Origin of the sequence: Pseudolabrys sp., assembly GCF_035943735.1 — a bacterium.
In the GTDB taxonomy this organism is placed as follows: domain Bacteria; phylum Pseudomonadota; class Alphaproteobacteria; order Rhizobiales; family Xanthobacteraceae; genus Pseudolabrys.
In genome coordinates this window covers 42,142-64,481 of the sequence record NZ_DASZBV010000026.1, presented here as the reverse complement: position 1 = coordinate 64,481, position 22,340 = coordinate 42,142, and the positions used below count along the sequence as shown (strand labels likewise).

Sequence of the window (22,340 nt, the reverse complement as noted above, 5' to 3'; positions counted from 1 at the left end):
GCTGCCGGCCGCGCCGTGCTCGCGTCGGCGAAGGTGGCGGATTTCGAGACGCCGGAGCGCGCCGTCCGCGCCTTCATGTATCTGGTGCGCTATCGGCAGAGCCAGACGTTGCTGCTGGAGACGCCGTCCTCGGCGCCGGTGCTGCGGCCGATACAGACAAGGCCCGCGCGCTCGTGCAGGCGGCGCTGGCTGACGGCCGCGAGTGGCTCGATCCGGCGGAATGCGCCGCCTTCTTCGCCTGCTACGGCGTGCCCTTCGCGCGCACCGAAGCGGTGGCCGATCCGAAGGCCGCGGCGGCTCGCGCGGCGGAGATCAAGGGCCCGGTCGCGCTGAAGATCCGCTCGCGCGACATCACGCACAAGTCCGACGTCGGCGGCGTCACCCTCGATCTCGACACGCCGCAGGCGGTCGAGACGGCGGCGGCCGAGATGCTCAAGCGCGTCGCGCGCGCGAGGCCGTCGGCCAGGCTCGAAGGCTTCATCGTGCAGCAGATGATCCAGCGGCCCGGCGCCTACGAGCTGATCGCCGGCGTCAGTTCCGACGCGACCTTCGGGCCGGTGATCCTGTTCGGCCACGGCGGCACCGCGGTCGAGGTTCTGCGCGACAAGTCGCTCGAGCTGCCGCCGCTCAACACTGCTCTTGCACGCGCACAGATCGAGCGCACGCGCATCGCCGCACTGCTCAAGGGTTATCGCGACCGGCCGGCGGCCGACATCGATGGCGTCGTCGCCGTGCTGATGCAGCTCGGGCGCATCACCGCTGAGCATGCCGAGATCACCGAGATCGATATCAATCCGCTGCTTTGCGACACCGACGGCGTCATCGCCGTCGACGGCCGCGTGCGCATCCGCGCGGCGAGCGCGCCGGCCGAGGCGCGGCTTGCCATCCGCCCCTATCCGCAGCGGCTGGAAAGTGAAATTCGGACCGCCGACGGCAGTGTGTTTGCGGTGCGGCCAATTCGTCCCGAGGACGAACCGGCACTGCGGCGCTTCGCGGAGGAGGTCGACGCCGCCGATCTCTGGCATCCGGTGTTTGCGCTGCTGCGCGAGAAGAGCCACGAGACCGCGGCGCGGCTCTCGCAGATCGACTACGACCGCGAGATGACCATGCTCGCCTGGGAGGATAAGCGTGTCGCGGGGCTTGCACGCTCGGCCGCCGATCCCAATTTCGAGCAGGCGGAAGCGGCGGTGATCATTCGCGCCGATTTACGCGACAAGGGCTTGGCGACGCAGTTGCTGCAGGAGCTGTTGCGCGCCGTCACCGGGCAGGGGGCGCGGATGGCGGTGTTGGCGTACCCCGCCCGCCTCACCCGCTTGAATGCGATTGCCGCCGAACTCGGCTTCGCGGCGCGCGCGGATGCATCCGATCCGGCGCTTATTCGCGCCGCGAAGGTGCTCCGCTAAGTCTGATTCTCAATATAAGCGGCCTTGGACACCACGGCAGCCGTCCGCGGTTGACTATTTTTACGCGAATATTTGCACAATTGCACCTACACGCTAAGGTAGCGGTCCGCGCCCACTATTAAGGAAGCCGGATGATCAAGAAAAACGCCAAAAAGGCGCCGGTGACGGATCTCAGCCGCAGTCCTGTCGCTCGCTACATCCAGTTAGCGACGCTCTTCCGAAACCGGATTGCCGCCGGCGAATGGCCGGTAGGCAGTCGCATTGCAAATGTCGACGATCTCGCCGCGGAGTTCTCGGTGGCGCGCGGAACGATGCGGGAGGCGCTCGGCCTGCTCGAGCGGGAGGGACTGCTCGAGCGCCTGCGCGCGAAGGGCACGTTCGTGCGCAAGGCGCCGACGGTGGGGCGGCAGCATAAGCTGGCCACCGACTGGCAGTCTGTCGCCAGCGTGCACAAAGGCGCCGACATTGACGTTCTCGAAATACGCTTGCTGCCGGCACTGCCGCCGCTCGATCTGACGAAGGGACAGCCGGCGGCGAAGTACCGGATGATCCGCCGGGTGCACACGCGCGAGGGGCGGCCGTATCTGCTTTCCTCCGCCTACGTCGAGGACGAGCTTTTCCGGCTGTGTCCGCGCAGTCAGTTTCGCAAACTGCCGACACTGCCCATCCTGCACAGCGTTGCCGGCAACAGCCTCGCCCAAGCCTGGCAGACCCTGACCGTCGGCACGGCCGACGTCGAGGTCGCAGCGCTGCTGAAGATGCCGTTGAACGCGCCGGTCGCCAAAGTCGATCGCACGCTCATCGACGTCAATGGAATCATCCTCTATTCGGGCCACGGCATCTATCGCGGCGACACGGTATCGCTCGAGATGGAACTGCATTGGCCCAAGACCGGCGCGGCACGCCGCCAATAGGTTCTGCCGGGCGGCGCTCACCCATCGACCCATCCGTGACGGCGGAATCGTCCCGTCAGTGCGTCACTGGCATCTGCCGCGGACACGCTCGGTGCGTGTCTCTAATACCGAACTCTTCTATTGCGTGCATGAAGGATGGGTTGTAGCTTCAGGTTGTATCAACGTGCCATGCAATCTTTTGGTGCGCACGCCCACATCATCGGGGAAGGGGAGCCGTCAGCCATGAAACGACATGTCGCAACCGCCTTGTTCGCCGGCGCGCTGAGCACCGCCGGCATCAACCTTGCTGTCGCGCAGGAAATGTACGTCGGCGAAGTCCGCCAGTTCGGTTTCAACTGGTGTCCGTACGGCTGGCTGCAGGCCGCCGGCCAGGTGCTGCCGATCAGCCAATACACGCCGCTGTTCGCGCTGATCGGTACGACGTTCGGCGGCAACGGCAGCACGACCTTCGCCCTGCCGAACCTGTCCGGGCGCGCGCCTTATGGCCAGCTCGCGAACGGCCAGGGGCAACCCATCGGGGCCGTTTATGGTCAGTCGCAGGTGACGCTGTTGGTCTCGAACCTGCCGTCCCATACGCATCAGCTAATGGCGAGCAGCGCCGCGGACTCCGTAGCGGCACCAGCCGGCGCGCTGCTCCCCACCTACGCGGCGGGGAAATTCTACGCGGCGAGCGGCTCGCCTGCCAACGTGCAGATGTCGTCCATGGCTGTCGGGTTTACCGGTCAGAACGTGCCGGTCAACATCCAAAGTCCCGCGCTGTCGATGAACTGGTGCATCGCGACGACGGGCATCTTCCCGTCGCGACCGTAAACAGATCATCAGGGAGGCGGCTTTCATGAAGCGCCATATCGCGACTGCAATTTTCGCAACCGCGCTGAGTATCGTCGGCATTCACGGCGCCAGTGCGCAGAATGTGGAACAATACATCGGCGAAGTCCGCCTGTTCGCCTTCAACTGGTGTCCGACCGGTTGGGCGCAGACCACCGGCTCACTGCTGCCGATCGCACAGAACGCGGCGCTGTTCTCGCTGCTGGGGACCTCTTTTGGCGGCAATGGTACTTCGACCTTCGGCCTGCCCAACCTTTCGGGACGGGCCTCCTACGGTCAGCTTGCGAATGGCCAAGGGCAACCTCTCGGCGCCACCTATGGCCAAACGCAGGTGACGCTGCTGGTCTCGAACCTGCCGTCCCATACGCACCAGTTGTATGCGACCAATAGTGCGCAAACCGTAGCTTCACCGTCTGGCGCGCTTCTTCCCACATATGCGTCCGGCAAGTTCTACGCGGCGACCGGATCGCCGGCCAATACCCCCATGGCCATAACGGCCATTGGCATGACCGGCGGCAATCAACCGGTCAGCACCCAGAGCCCGGCGCTGTCGATGAACTGGTGTGTCGCTACGACGGGGATTTACCCATCGCGTCAGTAAGGCCGCGACGTCAAGAAGACAGTCCGCCGTCGTTCGGTCGGCACGACGAAGGTGGGCCGGCCATCGGAAGGGCCGAGCCGTGACGTTTAGAAAATCGAACGTCGCTGCAAGGCCACAATCAACGATGCCGCCGGTGTGTCGAGTTCGGCGCCAAAGCTGCCTCGTCGCGTATCAGCTGGCGATGAGACACTGACTGGTGCAAATAGAATCTGGATTTGTCACGGTCGGAGCGCCATCGGTGATGTGCACCGATTCCGTAATGACGCAAGGTGTTTCCCATTTGCGCCGCCTCAGCGGCGAGCCCTGCGATGTGCGAAGGTCGGACCGATCCTTATTCTGCATCGCGCGCGCCATTTGCAACTGCTCCGCCCCCCGAAACCCGATCCCCGGCCTATCGGAAGCCGCAAGAATTAAACACAACTATGGATCGCTTTGTCAACAGTTGCATCTATTCCGAGAAAAAGAATAATATATCGCAGGACGACTGAATATTAAGTTTTTCCAATGGGATAGCTCTGTGCGAGCGCCTCGAAACCGAGCCACATATGCGCGTGATCTGCGGTGTGTTCAACCTTGACGGTGCCGGCGCAAGCGAACGTCTTCTGCGCGCGATGGTGGCCCAGATGGAGGTGCCGCGGCTGCGCCCGGCCACGTCCATATGGCGAGATGGTCCGGTCGCTCTTGTCGTGCTCGACTTCTCAAGTGGTCCCGGCCGATCGCAGAGTCTGCCGGAGACGTCTGCGGCAGTGATCGCAGCGGACGTGCGGCTCGACGAGCCGGAAGCGCTCCGAGCTGTTGTTCGGTCAACTCCCCTCCATGATGATGCGCTTCTTCTGGCGGCACTCGATCATTTTGGCGAGCCAGGCCTTCATCGCTTGCTCGGCGACTTCGCATTCGCATGCTGGAAAAAGAAAGAACAGCGCCTCGTTTGCGGTCGTGATGTCTTCGGCGTCCGACCGCTCTCCTATGTCCATCGGCCGGGCAAGCTGTTCGCCTTCGCCTCGCTTCCCAAAGCATTGTATGGCGTCGGCATAATTGACAAGAAAATCGATGAAGAGGCACTCGCGCGATGGTTCGCGCGTGGTCGGCAAGCCGATGACAGTCTCCTGTCCGGGATCAGGCGTCTTCCGCCGGCGCACTACCTCGAAGTCTCCCGCGACGGCATCTCGATCAGCAGGTATTGGAATCTTGACCGTGCATCGGTCGGCAAACGACGTTGTTCCTCCGAAGAGGCCGCGCGCGAACTGCGCCGCTTGGTCGATCGGGCGGTGCGCTGTCGTTTGCCGCACAACGGCGCGACGGCCGCGCATCTGAGCGGAGGGCTGGATTCATCCTGTGTCGCGGTTCTGGCCGCGCGCCAGCTTCGCGAGCAGGGCCGTACTCTACACACCTATTCGTTCGTGGATCGGCGACGCAACGACGTCAGCGTCGCGGACGAATCCGAATTCGTCGATGCTGTCTTGCAGCAAGAGCGCGACCTTGCTTGGACGCCCATACGTCCACCGGTGCGGCTATCCATGCTCAACGGGCGCCTGGACGCCGACAACGTCATTGGTCTCGGCCCCGAGCAACCGGAGAATGCAATCTGTGAAGATGCCGAGGCACGGGGTGTGAGCGTCGTCCTCTCGGGTTGGGGAGGCGATGAAGCCGCAAGCTTTGGCGGCAAGGGCGCGCTTACCGAACTGTTGTTGTCCGGGCGGTGGCGCAAGCTCGCTCGCGAGGTCTCGGCGCTGGGTCGCGCGACGGGCGTGCCGAAGATCAAGATCTGGTACAGCAGCGTGTTTTCGCCCCTCTGGCGTGCCGCGCTGCCAGCTCCGCTCGTCGCTTTGGCAGACAGGATTGCACCAAAGCGCCGGCCTTTCCGGGATAAGCTCGCTCAACTGCTGACCCCGGCAGCGCGCACTCACCTGGTGCACAATCCGGCAGCGGCCTACAAGACAGCGCCGAGTGCGTGCGAAAACCGCTGGCGCCTCAGTACGGGTTCGCATATCTCGGAGCGGACCGAGGTCTGGGCTCAAATCGGGGCAAGCCACGGCCTTGCCTTTGCATTTCCGCTTCTCGACCGCCGGGTCGTTGAATTTGCGCTGTCCTTGCCCAGCGAATTGTTCGTGCGCGACGGCTATGATCGCAGACCGTTCCGCGACGCCATGGTCGACGTGCTGCCACCAAAGGTCCGGTTCCGGCGGCGGAAGAATCCGTTCTATCCCAGTCGCTGGCTGGACCTCGCCGAGAGCCGAGACGATTTGCTTGAAAAGTTCACCCATTTTGCGGGCAACGAGACGGCGCATCGCCTGATCGACTTCAACCGCCTGCGGCAGCAGATCGAGGATTTCCCGGCGGCCGATCGGGTCCATGCGGACATGTCTGCGGGAAACATTCCGGCCGGTGTTGAGACCATGGTTGCCGCTCTGCATGCCCTTATGCTTGCCGCCTATGTCGAGCAGCACGAGACGAAATAAGCGGACTGGCTAGACGCTCACGGTTGCGCGCTGTGACTGGCTTGCAAACGCCGAGCCCAGTATCAATCGAGCTCGCTCCGTTCGTCCTCGGCCGGAAAGGATATAGGGCGATCCGGCTCTGTCGAACTGAACCAGAACGGATAGAATCTCTGGCGGTCGAACAGTTTGGCCTGCAGCTCTTCCTTGTCGCGCAAGTCTCCCAGCGCGTGCTGGCACAAGTGGCATCGGCCAGAATAGCCGTCTTGCATCTTCGGCTTTTCGATATGATCGAAAAGATCGCTCATGCGGTTATTTGCGACAAATTGCAGGATCGGATCGTTTTGCATCCGCTTCACCAGATCCAGAAGCGAATGGGACTTCATATTGCCGACGACCACGCCGTGGTTTTCGTTATTCAGGCCGCAGCAGGGCCTGGTGTAACCCCCGGGATCGAAGACGATCTGGTCGATCCCGTCGCAAGCCGGGATAACTGACTGTGTCTTGCGGGCGCCCATCTGCTTGGCCCGCCCCAATGGCGTGACGCCGCGAAAAAACAGCTCCACGCGGTCGCCCAGACCGGCGGCCCGAATTATTTCGCGAACCTCGTCCTTGGCGCCTCGTTGCGCGGCGTCTATTTCAACGTCAATCTTCAGCCGGCGCCCGAACATCGCATGGTATTCGCGTGCGGCATTCATTACCCGGTCAATTCCGACGAACTCCTGATGATAGAGACCTGTGCTCACTTTGAGATGGTCGTCCCGGCTTTGCATAAATCCAGCTTCAGCCAGTTCCTCGAGAATTCGTCTCGTCTCCGCATCGCTCCGCGCCCAATATCCGTTGGTGTAAATGCTTATACCGTGCAGCCCGATGCTTCGGCCGGCGGCGATCAGCGTCAGCAAATCGCGGCGATAGAGAAACGGTTCTCCACCGGTCAAATTAAGGTGCCCGATGCCAGCGGCCGGCATTTGAGCGACCATTTCAAGCATCGCATCGAGTGGAATGCGTTGCGATTTCATATGCGGACCGGAACTGTTGTAACAATGCCGGCACGAGATGTTGCAGTGATAGGTAAGACGGAAATTGATCCGCGCGAGCTTAAAAGCGAGATTCGAAAGACGACGGATGCAGGTGGCGGCGGTTTCGCCGATCAGTTCCAGTTCAAGCCACTCGGCCAGCCAATGCCAGGCATAGGAACTGACGATCGCTTGCGCTTCGTTTCGCACTGCTTCTAGCGCGCAGACCTTCTCGTCGTGAGGCGCATCGACCGCATTTGTGCATGAGGAAAGGTATTGACGATAGAGAAATTGCAGTCGTCGATCGACCTCGTCCAGAAAGAAACGTTGCAAGAGGCGAATGGCCTGTGTGCTTGGTCTCGGCGGTTGGTCGGCGCGCCGCGCGGCTGCATACACGTCTGACAGGTTCGCAAACGAAGCGGGCGGACGCAGCGTCAAGCAGTCGAGGATAGGCAGCACTTCCGCCAGGGCGTCCGATCTTCCACCGACAATGCGCGTCAACGCAACGATGTCCGCCCGGCGCGGTCGGTAATTGGCGAATGCATCGCTGACGCCACCGACCGCTCTCGCCGGCGTCATGGCAATCTGTAGAGGCCGATGGCTCAGATATCCGGAGCCGCCGTTCCTTAACGCATTCTTCGATTGTGTCGTCATGATTTCAAGTGCGCCGGCCTTTCACACGAAACACGCGATCTCGGCAAAGCTTTCGGCCACCGGATAGCCCGTCACCTCCACGCCCGCCGCATCGAGCCAGGCGTGAGCGTCGAGCGGTTTCTCCGCGCCTCTCGCTGCGCCAAAATGCATGACGCTGGCGACGCCGCGCCGGCGCAGCATTGCCTGCGCCGCCATCGCTTGCGGCAGGCAGACCGCCTTGAATGGCATGTAGCGCGCGGCGCGCGTCACCGCCCAGCCGATGTCGGTGGCGGCCTGTGCCGCCTGTGCCGTCGAGGCGGTGCCAAGACCCTGCGCCTGGTCGGGCGGCACGAATCGGCCAAGGCGCCGTGCCAGTCTGGGAAACGGCACGAAGAGAAGCGCCAGCCGGGCTGCGAGCAGGCACAGCACGGCCTCGGCGACCAGCGTGCGCCGGCGTCGGCCGATCTGGCCGAACCTAAGCAGCAGGCGACGGATCAAGCGCAATCGCGCCATGCTTCACCAACTCGTTGAGAAAGGCCTTCATCTCGGCGCGGCAGATGTCCGGCTCGACTTCGTATTCCTGCACAAGTTGGGCGCAGACCGCATCGAATTCACTCGGTGTCTCGATGATTTCCCAGACGCGCGCGCCGACCTCGGACAGGCCGATATAGTTGCCCTTCTCGGCGCTCATCATCACCAGCTCATCGCCGACCTTGGCCGAAAGCCAATCGCCCTGCCTGCGCACCATCACGCCGCTTCTCCTTCAACCGTCTCCGACGACAGACGATAGCCGAGCCGCTTCATCATCGGCCCGTGGGTCTTCTCGATGCGAGCGACCTGCTCCGCCGTCAGTTCGTCGCGCCAGCCGCTGGCCTCGCCGCGTCGGAAAAAGGCCCTCGGCGATTTGGGCGCTGCCTCACGAAAGCCGAGTTCCGTCTCTTGCCGCTTCAGCTCCGAAAAATCCGCGAAGGCGACGGCGCGAGCGACATCAGAGTCGCCGACGTCGCGTCCTGCGAAGGCGAGCGCGCGGCGCAATGTGCCGGCCGTGTCGGCCTTCATGTCCTCGTAGCGAACGAGATGGATCGGAATGTCCCTCTGCGTTTGCCAGCTTTCCGTATGCCCGCTCCAGCCGGGAAGCTGTTGACGAAGCTGGTTCGCCTGCTGGCTGCTTTTGTCGCAGAACGCGGCGGCGGCATTACTCATGAAATCGATGGCCGCATCGACGGTCACGTGGCTGTGGTGCGCCAGCGACGTCGCCACGTCGCGCGGGTCGCGGACGATGATGATGGCGGCGTCGGCGCCTTTGGCGCCGCCGAGCATAGGCTCTCCATTCACCGTATACGTGTAGGCGTCGTGACACTTCACAAAGCGCACCGGTTGCGGCGGTTCCAGCGCATCATATTCATCGTCGGGCGCGCCGCGCTTGAGCTCCTCGTAGACGCGCGGCCGCAGCCGGTCGGCCTCGTCGTGCGTGAGCAGCCCTGACTCGATCAGCGTGAGATGATCGAACGGCCCGCGCGCGCTGGCGATGCCGCCGCGCTCCGGCAGGTTGTTGATGTCGACAGGCCTGTCCGTCGCCGCCAGGTTGGCGACCAGCATCCGGAACCAGGTGTTGCCGGATTTCGGATAGGACGCGAGCCAGATCGTCCGCGTCACGGAGCGCTCTCCATGATGCCAAGATCCTGCCAGTGGCGCTCGAGCGACGCGATCACATCCGGCATGGCGGCGAAATCCAGCACCCGGGTGAGGTGATAAATCCCCGCGATGTTTGCGATTCGCGCCGCGGCGTGGAAATACGCCGCCTTCTGATCGAATTGCCACACAAGCCGAGGCCGATAGGCGCCTCGCCGGAGCAGCAGCGTCGCGTCGACCACGTTCGGCTGCGTGATACTGGCCGCGTTCGGTGGCCGCGCCTCGCGCAGAACGTAAATGGCGCCGAGCGGCAACGGCTCGGTGGATACGTTGTGCGGATCGATGAAAAATTTCTCGAGTTTCTGACGTACGCGCGCGCCCCGCCGTTCCGTCAGGTCCAGCCGTGCGATCGCCTGCGCCCACAGCTTGAGGTGTCGGCCGTCGGGATGGACGGTCGGCACTTCGTCGTGAAGCGAAAGACCGCAAACGTCGTCGGTGACGACCGGATAGCCGCGATGCGCCAACGCGGCCGCCAGCGTCGACTTGCCGGCGCCCGAAGCGCCGCAAAATACAATGGCCCTGCCGCTCACATCCACCGCGCTCGCATGCAGGACGATCTGCTCGCGCTGATGGAGCAGAATTCCGAACACCGTGCCGAGGAGGAATATGGGTACGTCGTCCGGATCGGCGTCGGATTCCGGAGCGACGACGACGTCGCGGCCACCGGTGAGCATGAAACGGGCGATGGCCGGGATGCGCAGCAGGAATTGCGCGTCGCATCGCTGCCAGGTGATGCCGGACGATGTGGCAGCCGGCAGCGCCTCGGGCACCTCGCCGCGGCGGATCGTGACCTCCGGCGACACCGAGGGCGCCCCGGCAATCAAGCCGGGAAGCACGATCTCGCTGGCAACCGAAAGCCCGGAGATACGGTAGAATTCCACCCTGAAGCCCCGTGACTACGCGAGCTCATTCTAGAATACAACCAAACCATCGCAAGAACGATTGTGAAAACACACGCAGTGCGTGCCGCTGACCAGCGCTAACACACTAGCGATAAAAGGGTTTCCGGCCTGCCGGCCGGGCAACTGCGCGGCTGCTACTCTGCCGCCTGCCCAAGCAGGCTCTGCCCCGGCCGCACGCGGCTGAAGGTGACTGGCTCGCTGGTCACCGTGATCGCACCGCCGGCCAGCGTCGCCTTGGTAAAAGCGGAGCCCGCGAGGTCGGACGGCTGAGGGAAATCCTCGCGGAAATGCGCGCCACGGCTGTCCTTGCGGAAGTCGGCGGCGGCGCAGATGGCGCGGCTGACCAAGGTCAGGTTTTCCAGGTTGAGCCGGTCCATCCAGGTGAGATTGTAGCGGCGGCTGCCGTCGGCGATGCCGCAGGCTTCGATGTCGCGCGTCAGCGTCTCGAGCGCCGCCTTGCCGCGCGCCAGCGTCTCCGCCGTGCGCAGGATGCCGACGTCGTCCCACATGATGCGCAACAGCCGCTCGCGCATCTCGGTGAGATCGCCGGCGCCGGCCTTGCGGCCGAATGGCGCGAAGGCGCGGGCCTCTGCCGCCGCGATCGCCGCCTTGTCCGGATCGGGCAGGCCGCCGCCCGGCTTGACGCGTGCGCCCATGACGTCGCCGGCGATACCGCCGTAGACGGTGGAGTTGGCGACGCCGTTGCCGCCGAGGCGGTTGGCGCCATGCACGCCGCCGGTGTCCTCGCCGGCGGCGTAGAGGCCGCGCATCGGCGTGGTGCAGTCGGTGTCGAACACCACGCCGCCCATCATGTAATGCGCTGTCGGGATCACCTCGACGCGGCCGGCGGCAAGGTCGAAGCCGCAGTCGGCACAGCGCTCGACCATACCCTTGAATTCGCGGCGCACGCGCTCCGGACCGAGGTGGCCCATCTCGATGTAGACGCCGCCGTGCGGCGAGGCGAAGCCCTTGCGGATGCGGTCCATAATCGAGCGGGAAACGATGTCGCGCGTCGCGCGCTCGCCGCGCTTGTCGTAGTCGAACATGAAGCGCTTCTGCTCGCTGTCCGTCAGCCAGCCGCCGGAACCGCGCAACCCTTCCTCGAGCACGGTGCCGGTCATGCGCGTGCCTTCGCCGGCGAGCAGTCCGGTCGGGTGGAATTGCACCATCTCGATGTCGCGCAGCGGCAGCCCGGCCCGCAGCGCCATGGCCAGCCCGTCGCACGACTTGTCGCCCGACGGCGTGTGGTAGCGGTACATGGTCGGCCCGCCGCCGGTGGCGAGCAAGGTTGCCCGTGCACGCACGAGCGTGACCTCGCCCGTGCGCATGTCGAGCATGAGCACGCCGGCGAGCCCCGAGCCGTCGACGGCGGGAATGAGATCGAGCGCGCGATGATCCTCGAGCCGGCGCACGTCGCGCCGCCACGTTTGCTCGGCCAGCCGATTGATAATCTCGATGCCGGTCAGGTCGCCCTTGTGCACGGTGCGGTCGAAGGTCTGCCCGGCGAAGGCCTTCTGGTGCACGGTGCCGTCCGGGTTGCGGTCGAAGAAGCAGCCGAGCTCGGTCTCCAGCTCGCGGATGCGCTTCGGCGCCGTCTCGACCAGCCGCCAGGCGAGTTCCTGGTTGTTGAGCCAGCCGCCGCCCTCGATCGTGTCCATGAAATGGCGCTCGACCGAATCCTCGGGCGACAGCGCGACGTTGTAGCCGCCCTGCACCATACGCGTGCAGCCGCACTTGCCGAGCAGACCCTTCACCGCGATCGTGACGTCGAGATCCGGATTGGCCTTTTTCGCGTGCAGCGCCGCGAACAGCCCGGCGCCGCCGGCGCCGAGGATGAGGATGTCTGTCTGGAGCGTGTTCATTCCGCGCCAATGCTTGCCAGCACGGCAGCGCGGCGCGCGGCCGCGTCGGCGTTGACCTGCGCGTGCAGCGAATTGCCGTGGGAGTCGATCGTCACCAGCAGAGGGCCGAACTCCTTGATGCGGAACTTCCAGAGCGATTCGGGATTGAGGTCGTCGAAATCAACCTCTTCGATCGCCTCGATCCAGGTCGTCTGCAACGCGGCGGCACCGCCGACGACGGCAAGATAGGCGCCGCCGAGCTCGCCGAAGGCATCCAGCGTGCCCTGGCCCATGCCGCCCTTGCCGATGATCAGCCGCACGCCCTCACGCTCCATCAGCGGCCGGGTGAAACGCTCCATGCGCATCGAAGTCGTCGTGCCGATGCACAAAGGTTCGTAGCCGGACGAATTGTCATGACGCGGGTCGACCTTGCGCACGTTGGGCGCAGTATGGATCACGGCATGGCCCTTCATGTTGAGCCGCGTCGTGCGGCCGCCGTCGAACATCGCAATCAGGGTGGCGTCGCGAATGCCGTACAGGGTCTTCTCCAGCGTGACCGTATCGCCGGCTTTCAATTCGCGCACCTGCGCTTCGGTGATCGGCATGTCGAGGACATGATGGGCCATCGTCCGCTCCTTACGCGAAGGCAATCCCGCCCGGCGTGATGACCGCCGAAGCGCGGCGCGCCGAATGGCACTGGATGTTCACCGCCACCGGATTCATGGTGATGTGCGTTGCCGCCACCTCGACATGTACACGGAACGAGGTCGAGCGGCCTCCGAGACCTTGCGGCCCGATACCGAGCTCGTTGACGGCTTCCGAGAGCTGCGCCTCGATCCTGGCGCCTTCCTCATCCTTGCACGTCGTACCGAGTGGCCGCGTCGCCGCCACCTTGGCGAGATGCATGCAGAGATCCGAGGTGCCGCCAATGCCGACGCCGACGATAGTCGGCGGGCAGACGCGGCCGCCGCATTCGATGACGCGGTCGATGACGAAACGTTTGACCGCTTTGACGCCGTCGGCGGGGATCAGCATCTGCAGAAACGAACCGTTCTCCGAGCCGGAGCCTTTCGGGATCATCTCGATCTCGACCGTCTCCTCGCGCGTGTCGAAGTCGACATTGATCAGCGGCACGCCGGGGCCGCACGAGGTCTGCTCGTTCTTGCGCGTGATCGGGTGCACGACAGAGGAGCGCAGCGGATGCTCCTTCGTTGCGCGCTCGCAGCCGCGGCGGATCGCCTCCTTCATGCCGGCGCCGTCGAACTCGACGTTGCGGCCGATGACGATGTTGTAGATCGGGATGCCGGTGTCCTGGCAGAGCAGATTGCGCGTTCGCTCGGCGACCGCGATGTTCTCGACCATGGTGCCGAGAACAGCCTTACCGGTCGCGTCGGTCTCCGTAGCGATCAGCCGATCGAAGCCCCGCTTGATGTCGGGCGGCAGCAATTTGAGCGCGCGGATATAGAGAGTCTTCGCGAGCTCCTCGACTTCCTTCAGATCGAGCTGCATGGGCTTTGCTCCTACAGAATGAGTGTCGCGCCGGATGCGATCAGCAGCAAGCCCAGGCCTTGGCGGAACCGCCGCTCATCGAGCTTGCCGTAAAGTTGCCAGCCGATCCAGGTTCCGATGAGGAGCGGCGGCAGCACCGACAGGAGCAGCACGAGGCCCATACGGTCGAGCGTGACCCAGACGATGCCAGCCAGCGTGATGCTCTGCACCACGATGATATAGGGCTGGTAGACGCCGCGCGCGATCTCCTTCGGCCAGCCGCGCATCTGCGTCCAGATCGTGGGGATGACCCCGGAATAGCCGCCGATGCCGCCAAGCACGCCGCCGATGAAGCCGACGATAGCGTCTGCCCCGCGGCCGCCGAAGCTGATCGTGTGCAGGCGCGGCGAGAGTACGGCGTAGGCGCCGTAGGCGATGAGGAAGGTGCCAAGTACGAGCTTGAGCGCGCCGGCGTTGGTGTAGGCGAGCAGGTAGACGCCGATCGGGATGCCGACCAGCGCACCGGCGATGAACGGCGATAGGCGCGCGACGCTGATGTTCTTGCGCTGCGGCCAGATCGTCGACAGGTGCAGCAGTACGCCGGCACCAGTCACCATGATCGTCGAATGCAGCGGATCGACGCGGTGCAGCCAGATCGAAGAGGCGGCCAGCGCGAAGGCGAAGCCGGAACCGCCGGCGGCGATGCCACCGAGCAGCGCGCCGAGCCAGAGAATCGCGATGGTATCGAGCGTGAGACCGCCGAACATGCCGTCAGCCGAGATTGAGGACGAAGACGAGGCCGGCGGCGCACGCCGCGGCGGCGCAGACGGAGACGATGGCGGCAGTCCTTTCGCGGAAATCGAGGAACTCGATGGCGAGCACGCGCAGGCCCAATGTCATGTGCAGCGCCAGCGCTGCGACCAGGCCGAACTCGGACGCCTCGACCAACGGATTGCGCGTCAGGGCGAGGAACGAGTCGAGCGCATTGGCCCCGTTGAGCGCGGTGGCGAGGGCGAGGAAATGCAGCGGCAGGAAAATCGCCAGCGCGATTCCGGACAGCCGGTGCAGCATCGCGGCCACGAAGCCGCGCTGTTTGTGCGACGCCCTCATGCGTAAACCGCCACCACGGCGCGGAAGCCGAGCAGGAGGAGCATCAGCGCGAACAGGACGAGCGCGAAGTCGAGCGTGCGTCCGCGCCAGGGCGTCCATTCGCGCAAGATGTTAAGCAGGCCGATCGGCGCGTGCACGGCAACGGCGACCACGAACAGGCCATAGAACGTCGCGAAGGCGACATTGCCGTGCGTGCGCGCGAGGATGGCGCCTGCCGTCAGCCCCGCGTGGCTCGCATAGAGGATGGTGGCGAGATGCACGGCTACGGCGAGCGCCAGCACCATCGCGCTCAAGCGTTGCGCGGCGAACAGGAGCGCGGTCATCCGCCGCCTCCGAACGCGCGCTTCATCACTGCGCGCTTCAAGCCGGCGATGGCATAAGTCGGCGCGATCTGCTTGGGACAGAATTGCGTGCAGCTCATGTGCGTATGGCAGGCGTGGCAGCCGGCATCGGTGGCGACTGCGTCGATGCGTTCGGTCTGACCGCGGTCGCGTACGTCATTGACCAGCGTCCAGGCGCGGTTGAGCGCGGCCGGGCCGAGATAGTCCTGATCCCACGCGACCACATCGCACGCGGAATAGCAGACGCCGCAGCCGATGCACTCGATGCCGGCATTGGCGGTCTGCCGCTCGCGCGTCTCGGGCGGCACCACGGCGAAGTCCGTCTCCGGCGCCGGGCCGGGCTCGAAATAGCCGCGCGCATCCTTCCACTTATCGAAGAAGTCGGTCATCTCGACCGCGAGATCCTTCACGATCGTGAGATTGCGCAGCGGCTCGAGCTTGAGCCGGTCGCCCTCGGCGACCTCGCTCACGCGCGTGCGGCAGGTCCAGCGCGGGCGCCCGTTCACCACCATGGCGCAGGAGCCGCACATGCCGACGCGGCAGGCGAACCGGTAGGACAGGGTCGGATCGAAATGCCGCTGCACCTCGGTGACGACGTCGAGCACGGTCTGGTGCTCGCGGCGCGGCACGGCGAAGGACTGGAAGTGGCCGTCTTCGGTGCCGCGCCAGATCGCGACGTCGAGCGTCGCGCTCATCGTTGCATGCCCCAGACATTGACCGTCCGCGCTTCGATGGTGCGGAAGATGATCGACTCGACGAAAAGACCGATAAGAATAACGGTCAGCAAACCGGAAAACACGGTTGCGGTATCGAGATCGTTGCGCGCCTCGAAGATGTACCAGCCGATGCCGCCAGAGCGCGACGAGACGCCGAACACGAGTTCCGCTGCGACCAATGTGCGCCAAGCGAAGGCCCAGCCGATCTTCAACCCGGCGAGGATCGAGGGGAACGCCGCCGGGATGAGGATCAGCCCGACGTAGCGCGCGCCTTTCAGGCCCATGTTGCGGCCCGACATGCGCAGCGTCTCCGGCACGGCGCGGAAGCCGGACAGCGTATTGAGCGCCACCGCCCACAGCACCGAATGGATGATGACGAAGACGAGCGACGGCGTGCCGAGCCCGAACCAGATGAGCGCCAGCGGCAACAGCGCGATCGCCGGCAGCGGATTGAACATCGCCGTCAGCGTCGAGAGGATGCGCGTGCCGATTGTGCTCGCCACAGCGAAGGTGGTGAACACGGCGGCGCAGACGAGCCCGGCGGCATAGCCGATAGCCAGTGTCTGCAGCGACGTCAGCGTGCGATTGATCAGCACGCCGTTGCGGATGTCGTGCCAGAAGGTCTGGACCGTCTCGGTGAAGGTCGGAAACAGCAACGAGTTGTTGAGCCAGATCGCGTAGACTTCCCAGACGACGATCAGCACGACGAGGATCATCAGCCGCTGGAAGCTCTCGTTGCTGAGGATGCGCTCGGACAGCGACAGCGGTCGCTCGACGTCGCCGATGGTCACCGCCTCGGTCGGCTCGACCTCGAATTCCGGCCGGGCCGGCGCGAGCCCTTGATGCTGGACGTCGATCGTCATGCCGTCGCCTCTTTCGCCCGCTCATTGGCGAACAGCAGGTCATGGATGCGCTTCGACATGGCGCCGAATTCAGGCCGGTCGATATTGCCGTAATCGAGGCTGCCGGTGTCGAGCTCGGCCCGGACGCGGCCAGGATGCGGCGACAAAACGAGGATGCGCGAGCCGACGATGATGGCTTCCTCGATCGAATGCGTCACGAACAGCACGGTGAAGCGCAATTGCTCCCACAGCGACAGCAGTTCCTGCTGCATCGTGCGCCGCGTCAACGCGTCGAGTGCGGCGAACGGCTCGTCCATCAACAGGATGTCGGGCTCGAGCGCCATGGCGCGCGCGATGGCGACGCGCATCTTCATGCCGCCCGAGAGCATGTGCGGATAGACGTCGCGGAACTGCGCCAGGTTGACCTTGGCGATCGCTGCTTCGGCGCGCTCCTTCGCCTCGGCGCGGCCGAACTTGCGCGTCACCTTCATGGGGAAGAGCACGTTCTGAAACACCGTCTTCCAGGGCATCAGCTGCTCGAATTCCTGGAACACCATCATGCGGTCGGGGCCGGGCGCGACGATGTCCCTGCCGCGGATGCGGATATCGCCTTCCACCGGTCTCATGAAGCCGCCGACTGCCTTCAAGAGCGTGGACTTGCCACAGCCGGACGGCCCGAGGATCACGTAACGGTCGCCCTGGTGCACCGAGAAGTCGACGCGATAGGTCGCCGTCACCAGATGCCGCGGCGTCTTGTACTGCAGCGTGACGCCGTTGACGGCGAGCAGCGGGGTATTGCTATCCGCGTTCACGTCCGGCCTCAGCTCCCCGGCAGATTGTGTACTGCGTCGATGAACATGTCCTTCCAACTCGCTGGCTTGACCGGCACCATCTTCACCCGCGCCATGTAGTCGGCGAACGCCATGGTACGCAGCGGCGTCATCGTCCACTGGTTCTCCGGATCGCGGATGATCTTCTCGGCCTCCGCCACAGGCAGCTTCGACCTGTCGGCTTTGACCCACAGTTCCGCCGCGGCGTGCGGATCCGCCTTGATCTCCTTCATCGCCTCGCCGAGCGCGGCGAGGAAGGCCTGCACCAGCTTCGGACTCCCTTGATAGAGCTTCGCATTCGCCCAGACGACGTTGAAAGTATGCGGCCCACCCAGCACGTCGTAGCTGTTGAGCACGCGATGCACGCGCTTATCGTCGAGCTCTTCGTATTGGTACGGCGCGGACGTCAGATGCGCGGTGATCTCGGATTTGCCGCTCATCATCTGCGCAAGTCCATCGGGATGGCTCAGTGATACGGTGAGAGTATCGAGCTTGTGCTCCTGGCCCTGACCGAAGACTTTCTCGGCTGCCATTTGCAATACAACTGCCTGAATCGACACGCGCACCGCCGGCAAGGCGATACGGTCCTTCTCCGTGAAATCCTTGATGGTCTTCACGTTGGGATTGATGGTGTTGAGATAGAGCGGCATCGCGTTGAGCGCGGCGATGCCCTTCACCTTGATGTTGTTCTGCGTGCGCGCCCAGATTGTGACCAGCGGCCCGACGCCGCCGGAGGCGAAGTCGAGATTGCCGGAGATCAGCGCCTCGTTCATCGGCGGCCCGCCGGTGAAACGGACCCACTCGGTCGACAGGTCGAGGCCGAGCTTCTTGCCCTCGGCCTCCAAGAGCTTCTTCTCCTGCATGATGGTCAGCGGCAGGTAGGAGATGCCGTATTGTTTCGCGATGCGAACGGTGCGCGTCTCGGCATGACCGGGCACGGCGCCGGCCACCAGGGCTGCGGCGGATAGCACGGCCAAGGCGTAGAAATGCCTGCGGAAAATCATTGTGTTCCTCCCGGGCTGCTTTTTTGTCTTTGTTCTTGTTGCCCTATCATCCACCACGATCAGCCCGCGTGGCAAGCCGCGATCCGTCCTCGGGAGCCAGCCCATGTCCGACCTCATCCACCGCATCGAAACGCTGCTCGCCGAGCGGTTCGGCGAACCGTTCCGTGCCGATGCGGCGCCGGCGGGGCTTGATGAACTCGCCCGCATGGCCGCGCATCGTGTGTGCCGCCGTTATGAAGCGCGCGACGTCGCGCCCGATCTCGTGCGGCTTCTGTGTGCCTGCGCGTTATCTGCGCCGACGAAGAGCGATCTGCAACAGAGCGATATTCTTATTATTCGCGACAAAGGAAAGCGGCATGCCATCGGCGCGCTGCTTCCGGAAATGCCTTGGTTGATCGATGCGCCGGTGTTCATCATCGTGCTCGGCAACGGCCGTCGCACGCCGCAGATCGCGGAAATGCGCGGCAAGCCATTCCCCAACGACCACCTCGATCTGTTCTTCAACGCGACGGTTGACGCCGCAATCGTGCTCGCGGGCCTGGTGCAGGCCGCGGAAGCGGTCGGGCTCGGCTGCTGCCCGATCAGCATGATCCGCGATCACGCGCAGACGATCGCCGAGATGTTCGGACTGCCGGAAAAGATCGTGCCGGTCGCAGGTCTGACGCTCGGCTGGCCGGCGGAAGAGGGCGCGCTCTCTCCCCGGCTGCCGCTGTCGGTGACTGTGCACGAAGAGCGCTATGCCGAGACCGAGCTCGCGGCAAACATCGATGCCTACGATCGCCGCCGCGCCGAAATCCGTCCGTACCGCAGGCAGCGCGACACCGAGCGTTTCGGCGTCGCGCGGTTTTATGGCTGGTCGGAGGATAAGGCGCGGCAATACGCCACGCCCCAGCGCGCCGACTTCGGCGCTTTCGTCCGACGGCAGGGGTTCAGTCTGGACTGAACCGCGCCGCGGCTACTGCGGCTTGTACTCCTTGCGCTTCGTGTTCGCGACCTTCACCAGCGATTCCGCCGCCTTGCGGTCCTCGACGAGGAACGCCGCGAACTCCGCCGGCGTCGTCGGCGCAGACACGACGGCTTGGCTTTCGAGGTACTGGACAAACTTCGGGTCGCTGAACAGCTTGACGAAAGTGCTGTTGAGCTTGGCCACCACGTCGGCAGGCGTGCCCTTCGGCGCCAGCAGGCCCCACCAGCCTTTGCCCGGATAGCCTTTCAGTCCGGATTCGTCGAATGTCGGCACGTCCGGCAGGAGTGGCGATCGCTGGTCCGACGAGACGGCGATCGCCTTCACGTTGCCCGCCCTGACCAGGCCGAGGAAGTTGCCGATGCCAAAGCGCGTCATCTGCACCTGATTGGCCGCGACGGCCTGCGCCGCGGGTCCGCCGCCGGCGTAAGGAATGCCGACGATCTGTGTGCCCCACTGGTTGTTTAGCCAGCGCAGAAAGAGATCGGGAAACGAGCCGTCGCCCAAAGTCGCGAAATTGAGGCTGCCGGGCTTTGCCTGCGCCATCGCCTTGAGGTCGGCAACCGATTTCACGCCAAGCGCCGATGACACGAACAATCCTTCGTTGATGAAGTAGAGCCGCGTGACCGGGACGAAATCCGTCGCGGGGTCATAGGGAAGATTGGCGAAGTGCAGCGGATTATACGACATCGCGTCGTGGTGCAGGACGCAGAGCGTGTAGCCGTCCGGCTTCGCGCTGGCGCAGGCCTGCGCGGCGATGATGCCGCTGGCGGTGCCGCGGTTTTCGATGATGATTGGCTGCCCCAGTTGCGGTGACAGTTCCATCGTCGCCTTGCGCACGATCACGTCTGTGACGCTGCCCGCCGCAATCGACACGATGAGGCGAATCGGACGGCTTGGATATGTCTGTGCCTGGGCAGTAACGGCTGCGCACGCGAACAGCAGGCCTAAGAAGATGCGCCCCAGTCTGGTCATGACGTTCCCCTTCCCTTGATGTCGGCAATGCGATAATCCGCATTGCTCTTTTTGTTATCTTTAAAGCTTGCCCGCGAAGGCTGCGGTCGCGAAGTCGTCGATCATCTGAAAGCTCTGGCGTGCCGCGCCGGCGTCGTAGCAGGCGATGCCCGGCACATCGGACTCGATCTCGCAGAACGAGTGCAGCAGGCCGCCGAAGACCAGCATCTGCCATTTCGCGCCGCAGGCCTCCATCTCGGTTTCGAACGTGTCGCGATGCTCTTTCGGCACGACCGGATCTTTCGAACCGTGCAGGACGCAGATGGCCGCCTTGATGTCGCCGGGCTTTGCCGGCATTGGCGTGACGAGGTCGCCATGCGCGCAGATGACGGCTTGCACGTCGGCGCCGGCGCGGGCCAGTTCAAGAACATTGCCGCCACCGAAGCAGAAGCCGGCGGCGGCTTGCCGCTTAAGATCGCCAATGCCGCGCGCGTCGCTTTCGCGGCGCAGGGCTTCGAGCGCTGCAACAATTCGCCGGCGTCGTTCCGACGTATCCTGCCGCACGGCATTGGCAAGGCCGCCGGCCTCATCCGGTGTACCGGCGACCCTGCCGCCGCCGTACATGTCCGCCACCAAGGCAACGTACTTTCTGCCGGCCATCGATCGCACGCGCTCGACGGCGTCTTCGCTCACGCCCAGCCAGTTCGGCGCCACCAGCAGCAGCGGCCTGCGACCGGCGACCTTCTCGTCATAGACGAGCGCGCCCGTGGCTGCGACCGCGCCGGCTTTATAGTCAATTCGTTCGACGGCCACCGCATCCCCCGTATGGCTGATTCAATCGAGGATGATCTCGCCGATCATGCCTGCGTCATATTGCGTGAAATAGAGCCGACCGTTCGACATCGCCGCGATGCAGCGCGGCCCGCTCGACGCGGTCGGAATATCGTATTCGCCGATCAATCTGCCGTCCGGGCGCATATGGCCGATCTTGTTGGCGAAGTTCTCGGTGCACCAGAGATTGCTGTCCGGTCCGACCGTCACGCCGCGCAACGACGCGTTCGGCGTCGGAAACTTGAATTCACTGAATCGGCAGCTCCGGTCGAATCGCCCGAGCGCATTGGCGCCGGTTTCCACGAACCAGATCGTTCCGTCCGGATGTGTCACCATCGCGCGCGGCTGCGGATCGCTGCCCGGGATGTCGAATTCCGCGACCTGGCCGTCGATGCCGATGCGGCCGACGCGATTGCCGGCGGCCTCGCTGAACCACAAGGCGCCGTCGCGCACTACGATCGACAGCGGCTTGCTGCCCGGCGAAATGCCGGCCCTGAACTCGGTGATGTTGCCATCCGGCGTGATGCGTCCGATCTGCGACGCTTCGGTTTCCGAAAACCAGATGTTGCCGTCGGGTCCGAGCGCGATGCCGTCGGGGCCGGCATTTGACGTGGGGACTGGAAATTCGCTCAGCGCGCCGGTGGTGGACAATCGTCCGATCTTGTTCGCCTTCTTCTGCGCGAACCAAAGATGCCCGTCGCCGCCGAGCGCAATGCCGATCGGCGTGGCTTCGGGGGTCGGAAGAGAGAATTCGACGAAACGTGCAGTCGTTGGATCGAAGCAGCCAATCTTTGCCGCGCCGCTCTCGCAGAACCACAGATTGCGATCGGGTCCTTCGACGCAGATGTAGGGGCCGCTGCGCGCGCTCGGAATTTTATGTTCGCGGATGACGATCCGACGCGCTCTTTCCGTATCCGGCTTGCGCGCTTCCATCGACATGAAATCCTGTACCGCGCTTCGATACAATTTAAAGCGTGAAGAGATCGTATTGACCG

Annotated in this window: 24 protein-coding genes; 6 read left to right on the top strand and 18 right to left on the bottom strand. The window is 64.3% G+C overall.

Annotated elements, in window-relative coordinates:
- The first annotated feature begins 173 nt into the window (after positions 1-173).
- The 5 genes from VGV41_RS19760 (at position 174) to VGV41_RS19740 (ending at position 6,205) form a co-directional block, all read left to right on the top strand.
- The gene (locus tag VGV41_RS19760; protein WP_326865775.1) at positions 174-1,403 is read left to right on the top strand and encodes a GNAT family N-acetyltransferase; all 1,230 of its coding nucleotides are present in this window, start codon (positions 174-176) and stop codon (positions 1,401-1,403) included.
- Positions 1,404-1,534: 131 nt separating this feature from the next.
- On the top strand, positions 1,535-2,317 hold the full coding sequence (locus tag VGV41_RS19755) for a GntR family transcriptional regulator (RefSeq protein WP_326865774.1): 783 nt from the start codon (positions 1,535-1,537) through the stop codon (positions 2,315-2,317).
- Between the two features lie 222 nt (positions 2,318-2,539).
- Positions 2,540-3,127 (top strand): phage tail protein, encoded by a 588-nt coding sequence (locus VGV41_RS19750; RefSeq protein ID WP_326865773.1) that lies wholly within the window; start codon positions 2,540-2,542, stop codon positions 3,125-3,127.
- A 25-nt stretch (positions 3,128-3,152) separates the two neighbouring features.
- Positions 3,153-3,746 carry a phage tail protein gene (locus VGV41_RS19745; protein ID WP_326865772.1) on the top strand — a complete coding sequence of 198 codons (594 nt, stop codon included), beginning with the start codon at positions 3,153-3,155 and terminating at the stop codon, positions 3,744-3,746.
- 545 nt (positions 3,747-4,291) lie between these two features.
- Positions 4,292-6,205, top strand: coding sequence for an asparagine synthetase B family protein (locus VGV41_RS19740; RefSeq protein ID WP_326865771.1), 1,914 nt, complete (start codon positions 4,292-4,294; stop codon positions 6,203-6,205).
- A 62-nt stretch (positions 6,206-6,267) separates the two neighbouring features.
- Here VGV41_RS19740 and VGV41_RS19735 read toward each other — a convergent pair whose 3' ends face one another.
- The 15 genes from VGV41_RS19735 to VGV41_RS19665 all read right to left on the bottom strand — a co-directional run bounded on the left by VGV41_RS19735 (position 6,268) and on the right by VGV41_RS19665 (position 18,596).
- The gene (locus VGV41_RS19735) at positions 6,268-7,851 is read right to left on the bottom strand and encodes a radical SAM protein (RefSeq protein ID WP_326865770.1); all 1,584 of its coding nucleotides are present in this window, start codon (positions 7,849-7,851) and stop codon (positions 6,268-6,270) included.
- Between the two features lie 21 nt (positions 7,852-7,872).
- Positions 7,873-8,343, bottom strand: a complete 471-nt coding sequence (locus VGV41_RS19730; RefSeq protein ID WP_326865769.1) for a lasso peptide biosynthesis B2 protein — start codon at positions 8,341-8,343, stop codon at positions 7,873-7,875.
- On the bottom strand, positions 8,306-8,578 hold the full coding sequence (locus VGV41_RS19725) for a PqqD family peptide modification chaperone (RefSeq protein ID WP_326865950.1): 273 nt from the start codon (positions 8,576-8,578) through the stop codon (positions 8,306-8,308). The genes VGV41_RS19730 and VGV41_RS19725 overlap by 38 nt, the downstream gene beginning before the upstream one ends.
- Positions 8,578-9,486 carry a sulfotransferase domain-containing protein gene (locus tag VGV41_RS19720; RefSeq protein ID WP_326865768.1) on the bottom strand — a complete coding sequence of 303 codons (909 nt, stop codon included), beginning with the start codon at positions 9,484-9,486 and terminating at the stop codon, positions 8,578-8,580. The genes VGV41_RS19725 and VGV41_RS19720 overlap by 1 nt, the downstream gene beginning before the upstream one ends.
- Positions 9,483-10,403, bottom strand: a complete 921-nt coding sequence (locus VGV41_RS19715) for an AAA family ATPase (RefSeq protein ID WP_326865767.1) — start codon at positions 10,401-10,403, stop codon at positions 9,483-9,485. The genes VGV41_RS19720 and VGV41_RS19715 overlap by 4 nt, the downstream gene beginning before the upstream one ends.
- 155 nt (positions 10,404-10,558) lie before the next feature.
- Positions 10,559-12,286, bottom strand: coding sequence for an L-aspartate oxidase (locus VGV41_RS19710; protein ID WP_326865766.1), 1,728 nt, complete (start codon positions 12,284-12,286; stop codon positions 10,559-10,561).
- Entirely contained in the window at positions 12,283-12,891 is a 609-nt protein-coding gene (locus tag VGV41_RS19705) for a fumarate hydratase C-terminal domain-containing protein (protein WP_326865765.1), read from the bottom strand. The genes VGV41_RS19710 and VGV41_RS19705 overlap by 4 nt, the downstream gene beginning before the upstream one ends.
- Before the next feature lie 10 nt (positions 12,892-12,901).
- A complete protein-coding gene (locus VGV41_RS19700; protein WP_326865764.1) occupies positions 12,902-13,774 on the bottom strand; it encodes a fumarate hydratase in 873 nt (290 codons plus the stop codon).
- Between the two features lie 11 nt (positions 13,775-13,785).
- Positions 13,786-14,520 carry a sulfite exporter TauE/SafE family protein gene (locus VGV41_RS19695; RefSeq protein WP_326865763.1) on the bottom strand — a complete coding sequence of 245 codons (735 nt, stop codon included), beginning with the start codon at positions 14,518-14,520 and terminating at the stop codon, positions 13,786-13,788.
- Between the two features lie 4 nt (positions 14,521-14,524).
- Positions 14,525-14,863, bottom strand: a complete 339-nt coding sequence (locus VGV41_RS19690) for a succinate dehydrogenase (protein ID WP_326865762.1) — start codon at positions 14,861-14,863, stop codon at positions 14,525-14,527.
- Positions 14,860-15,186, bottom strand: coding sequence for a succinate dehydrogenase (locus VGV41_RS19685; protein WP_326865761.1), 327 nt, complete (start codon positions 15,184-15,186; stop codon positions 14,860-14,862). Before VGV41_RS19685 ends, VGV41_RS19690 begins: the two co-directional genes overlap by 4 nt.
- On the bottom strand, positions 15,183-15,899 hold the full coding sequence (locus tag VGV41_RS19680) for a succinate dehydrogenase/fumarate reductase iron-sulfur subunit (RefSeq protein ID WP_326865760.1): 717 nt from the start codon (positions 15,897-15,899) through the stop codon (positions 15,183-15,185). Before VGV41_RS19680 ends, VGV41_RS19685 begins: the two co-directional genes overlap by 4 nt.
- On the bottom strand, positions 15,896-16,783 hold the full coding sequence (locus tag VGV41_RS19675; protein WP_326865759.1) for an ABC transporter permease: 888 nt from the start codon (positions 16,781-16,783) through the stop codon (positions 15,896-15,898). Before VGV41_RS19675 ends, VGV41_RS19680 begins: the two co-directional genes overlap by 4 nt.
- The gene (locus VGV41_RS19670) at positions 16,780-17,574 is read right to left on the bottom strand and encodes an ABC transporter ATP-binding protein (RefSeq protein WP_326865758.1); all 795 of its coding nucleotides are present in this window, start codon (positions 17,572-17,574) and stop codon (positions 16,780-16,782) included. Before VGV41_RS19670 ends, VGV41_RS19675 begins: the two co-directional genes overlap by 4 nt.
- 8 nt (positions 17,575-17,582) lie before the next feature.
- Complete coding sequence (locus VGV41_RS19665; protein WP_326865757.1) at positions 17,583-18,596, bottom strand: ABC transporter substrate-binding protein; 1,014 nt, start codon at positions 18,594-18,596, stop codon at positions 17,583-17,585.
- 1 nt (position 18,597) lies between these two features.
- Here VGV41_RS19665 and VGV41_RS19660 point away from each other — a divergent pair, with 1 nt between their 5' ends.
- On the top strand, positions 18,598-19,539 hold the full coding sequence (locus VGV41_RS19660; RefSeq protein ID WP_326865756.1) for a nitroreductase family protein: 942 nt from the start codon (positions 18,598-18,600) through the stop codon (positions 19,537-19,539).
- 12 nt (positions 19,540-19,551) lie between these two features.
- Here the strand turns inward: VGV41_RS19660 and VGV41_RS19655 are convergent, their stop codons facing one another.
- From VGV41_RS19655 to VGV41_RS19645, 3 genes are read right to left on the bottom strand one after another with little or no spacing between them, the layout of a single operon-like run.
- Positions 19,552-20,535, bottom strand: coding sequence for a Bug family tripartite tricarboxylate transporter substrate binding protein (locus VGV41_RS19655; protein ID WP_326865755.1), 984 nt, complete (start codon positions 20,533-20,535; stop codon positions 19,552-19,554).
- A gap of 60 nt (positions 20,536-20,595) precedes the next feature.
- Positions 20,596-21,327, bottom strand: a complete 732-nt coding sequence (locus tag VGV41_RS19650) for a dienelactone hydrolase family protein (protein ID WP_326865754.1) — start codon at positions 21,325-21,327, stop codon at positions 20,596-20,598.
- A 21-nt stretch (positions 21,328-21,348) separates the two neighbouring features.
- The gene (locus tag VGV41_RS19645) at positions 21,349-22,278 is read right to left on the bottom strand and encodes a virginiamycin B lyase family protein (RefSeq protein WP_326865753.1); all 930 of its coding nucleotides are present in this window, start codon (positions 22,276-22,278) and stop codon (positions 21,349-21,351) included.
- Positions 22,279-22,340: the final 62 nt, after the last annotated feature.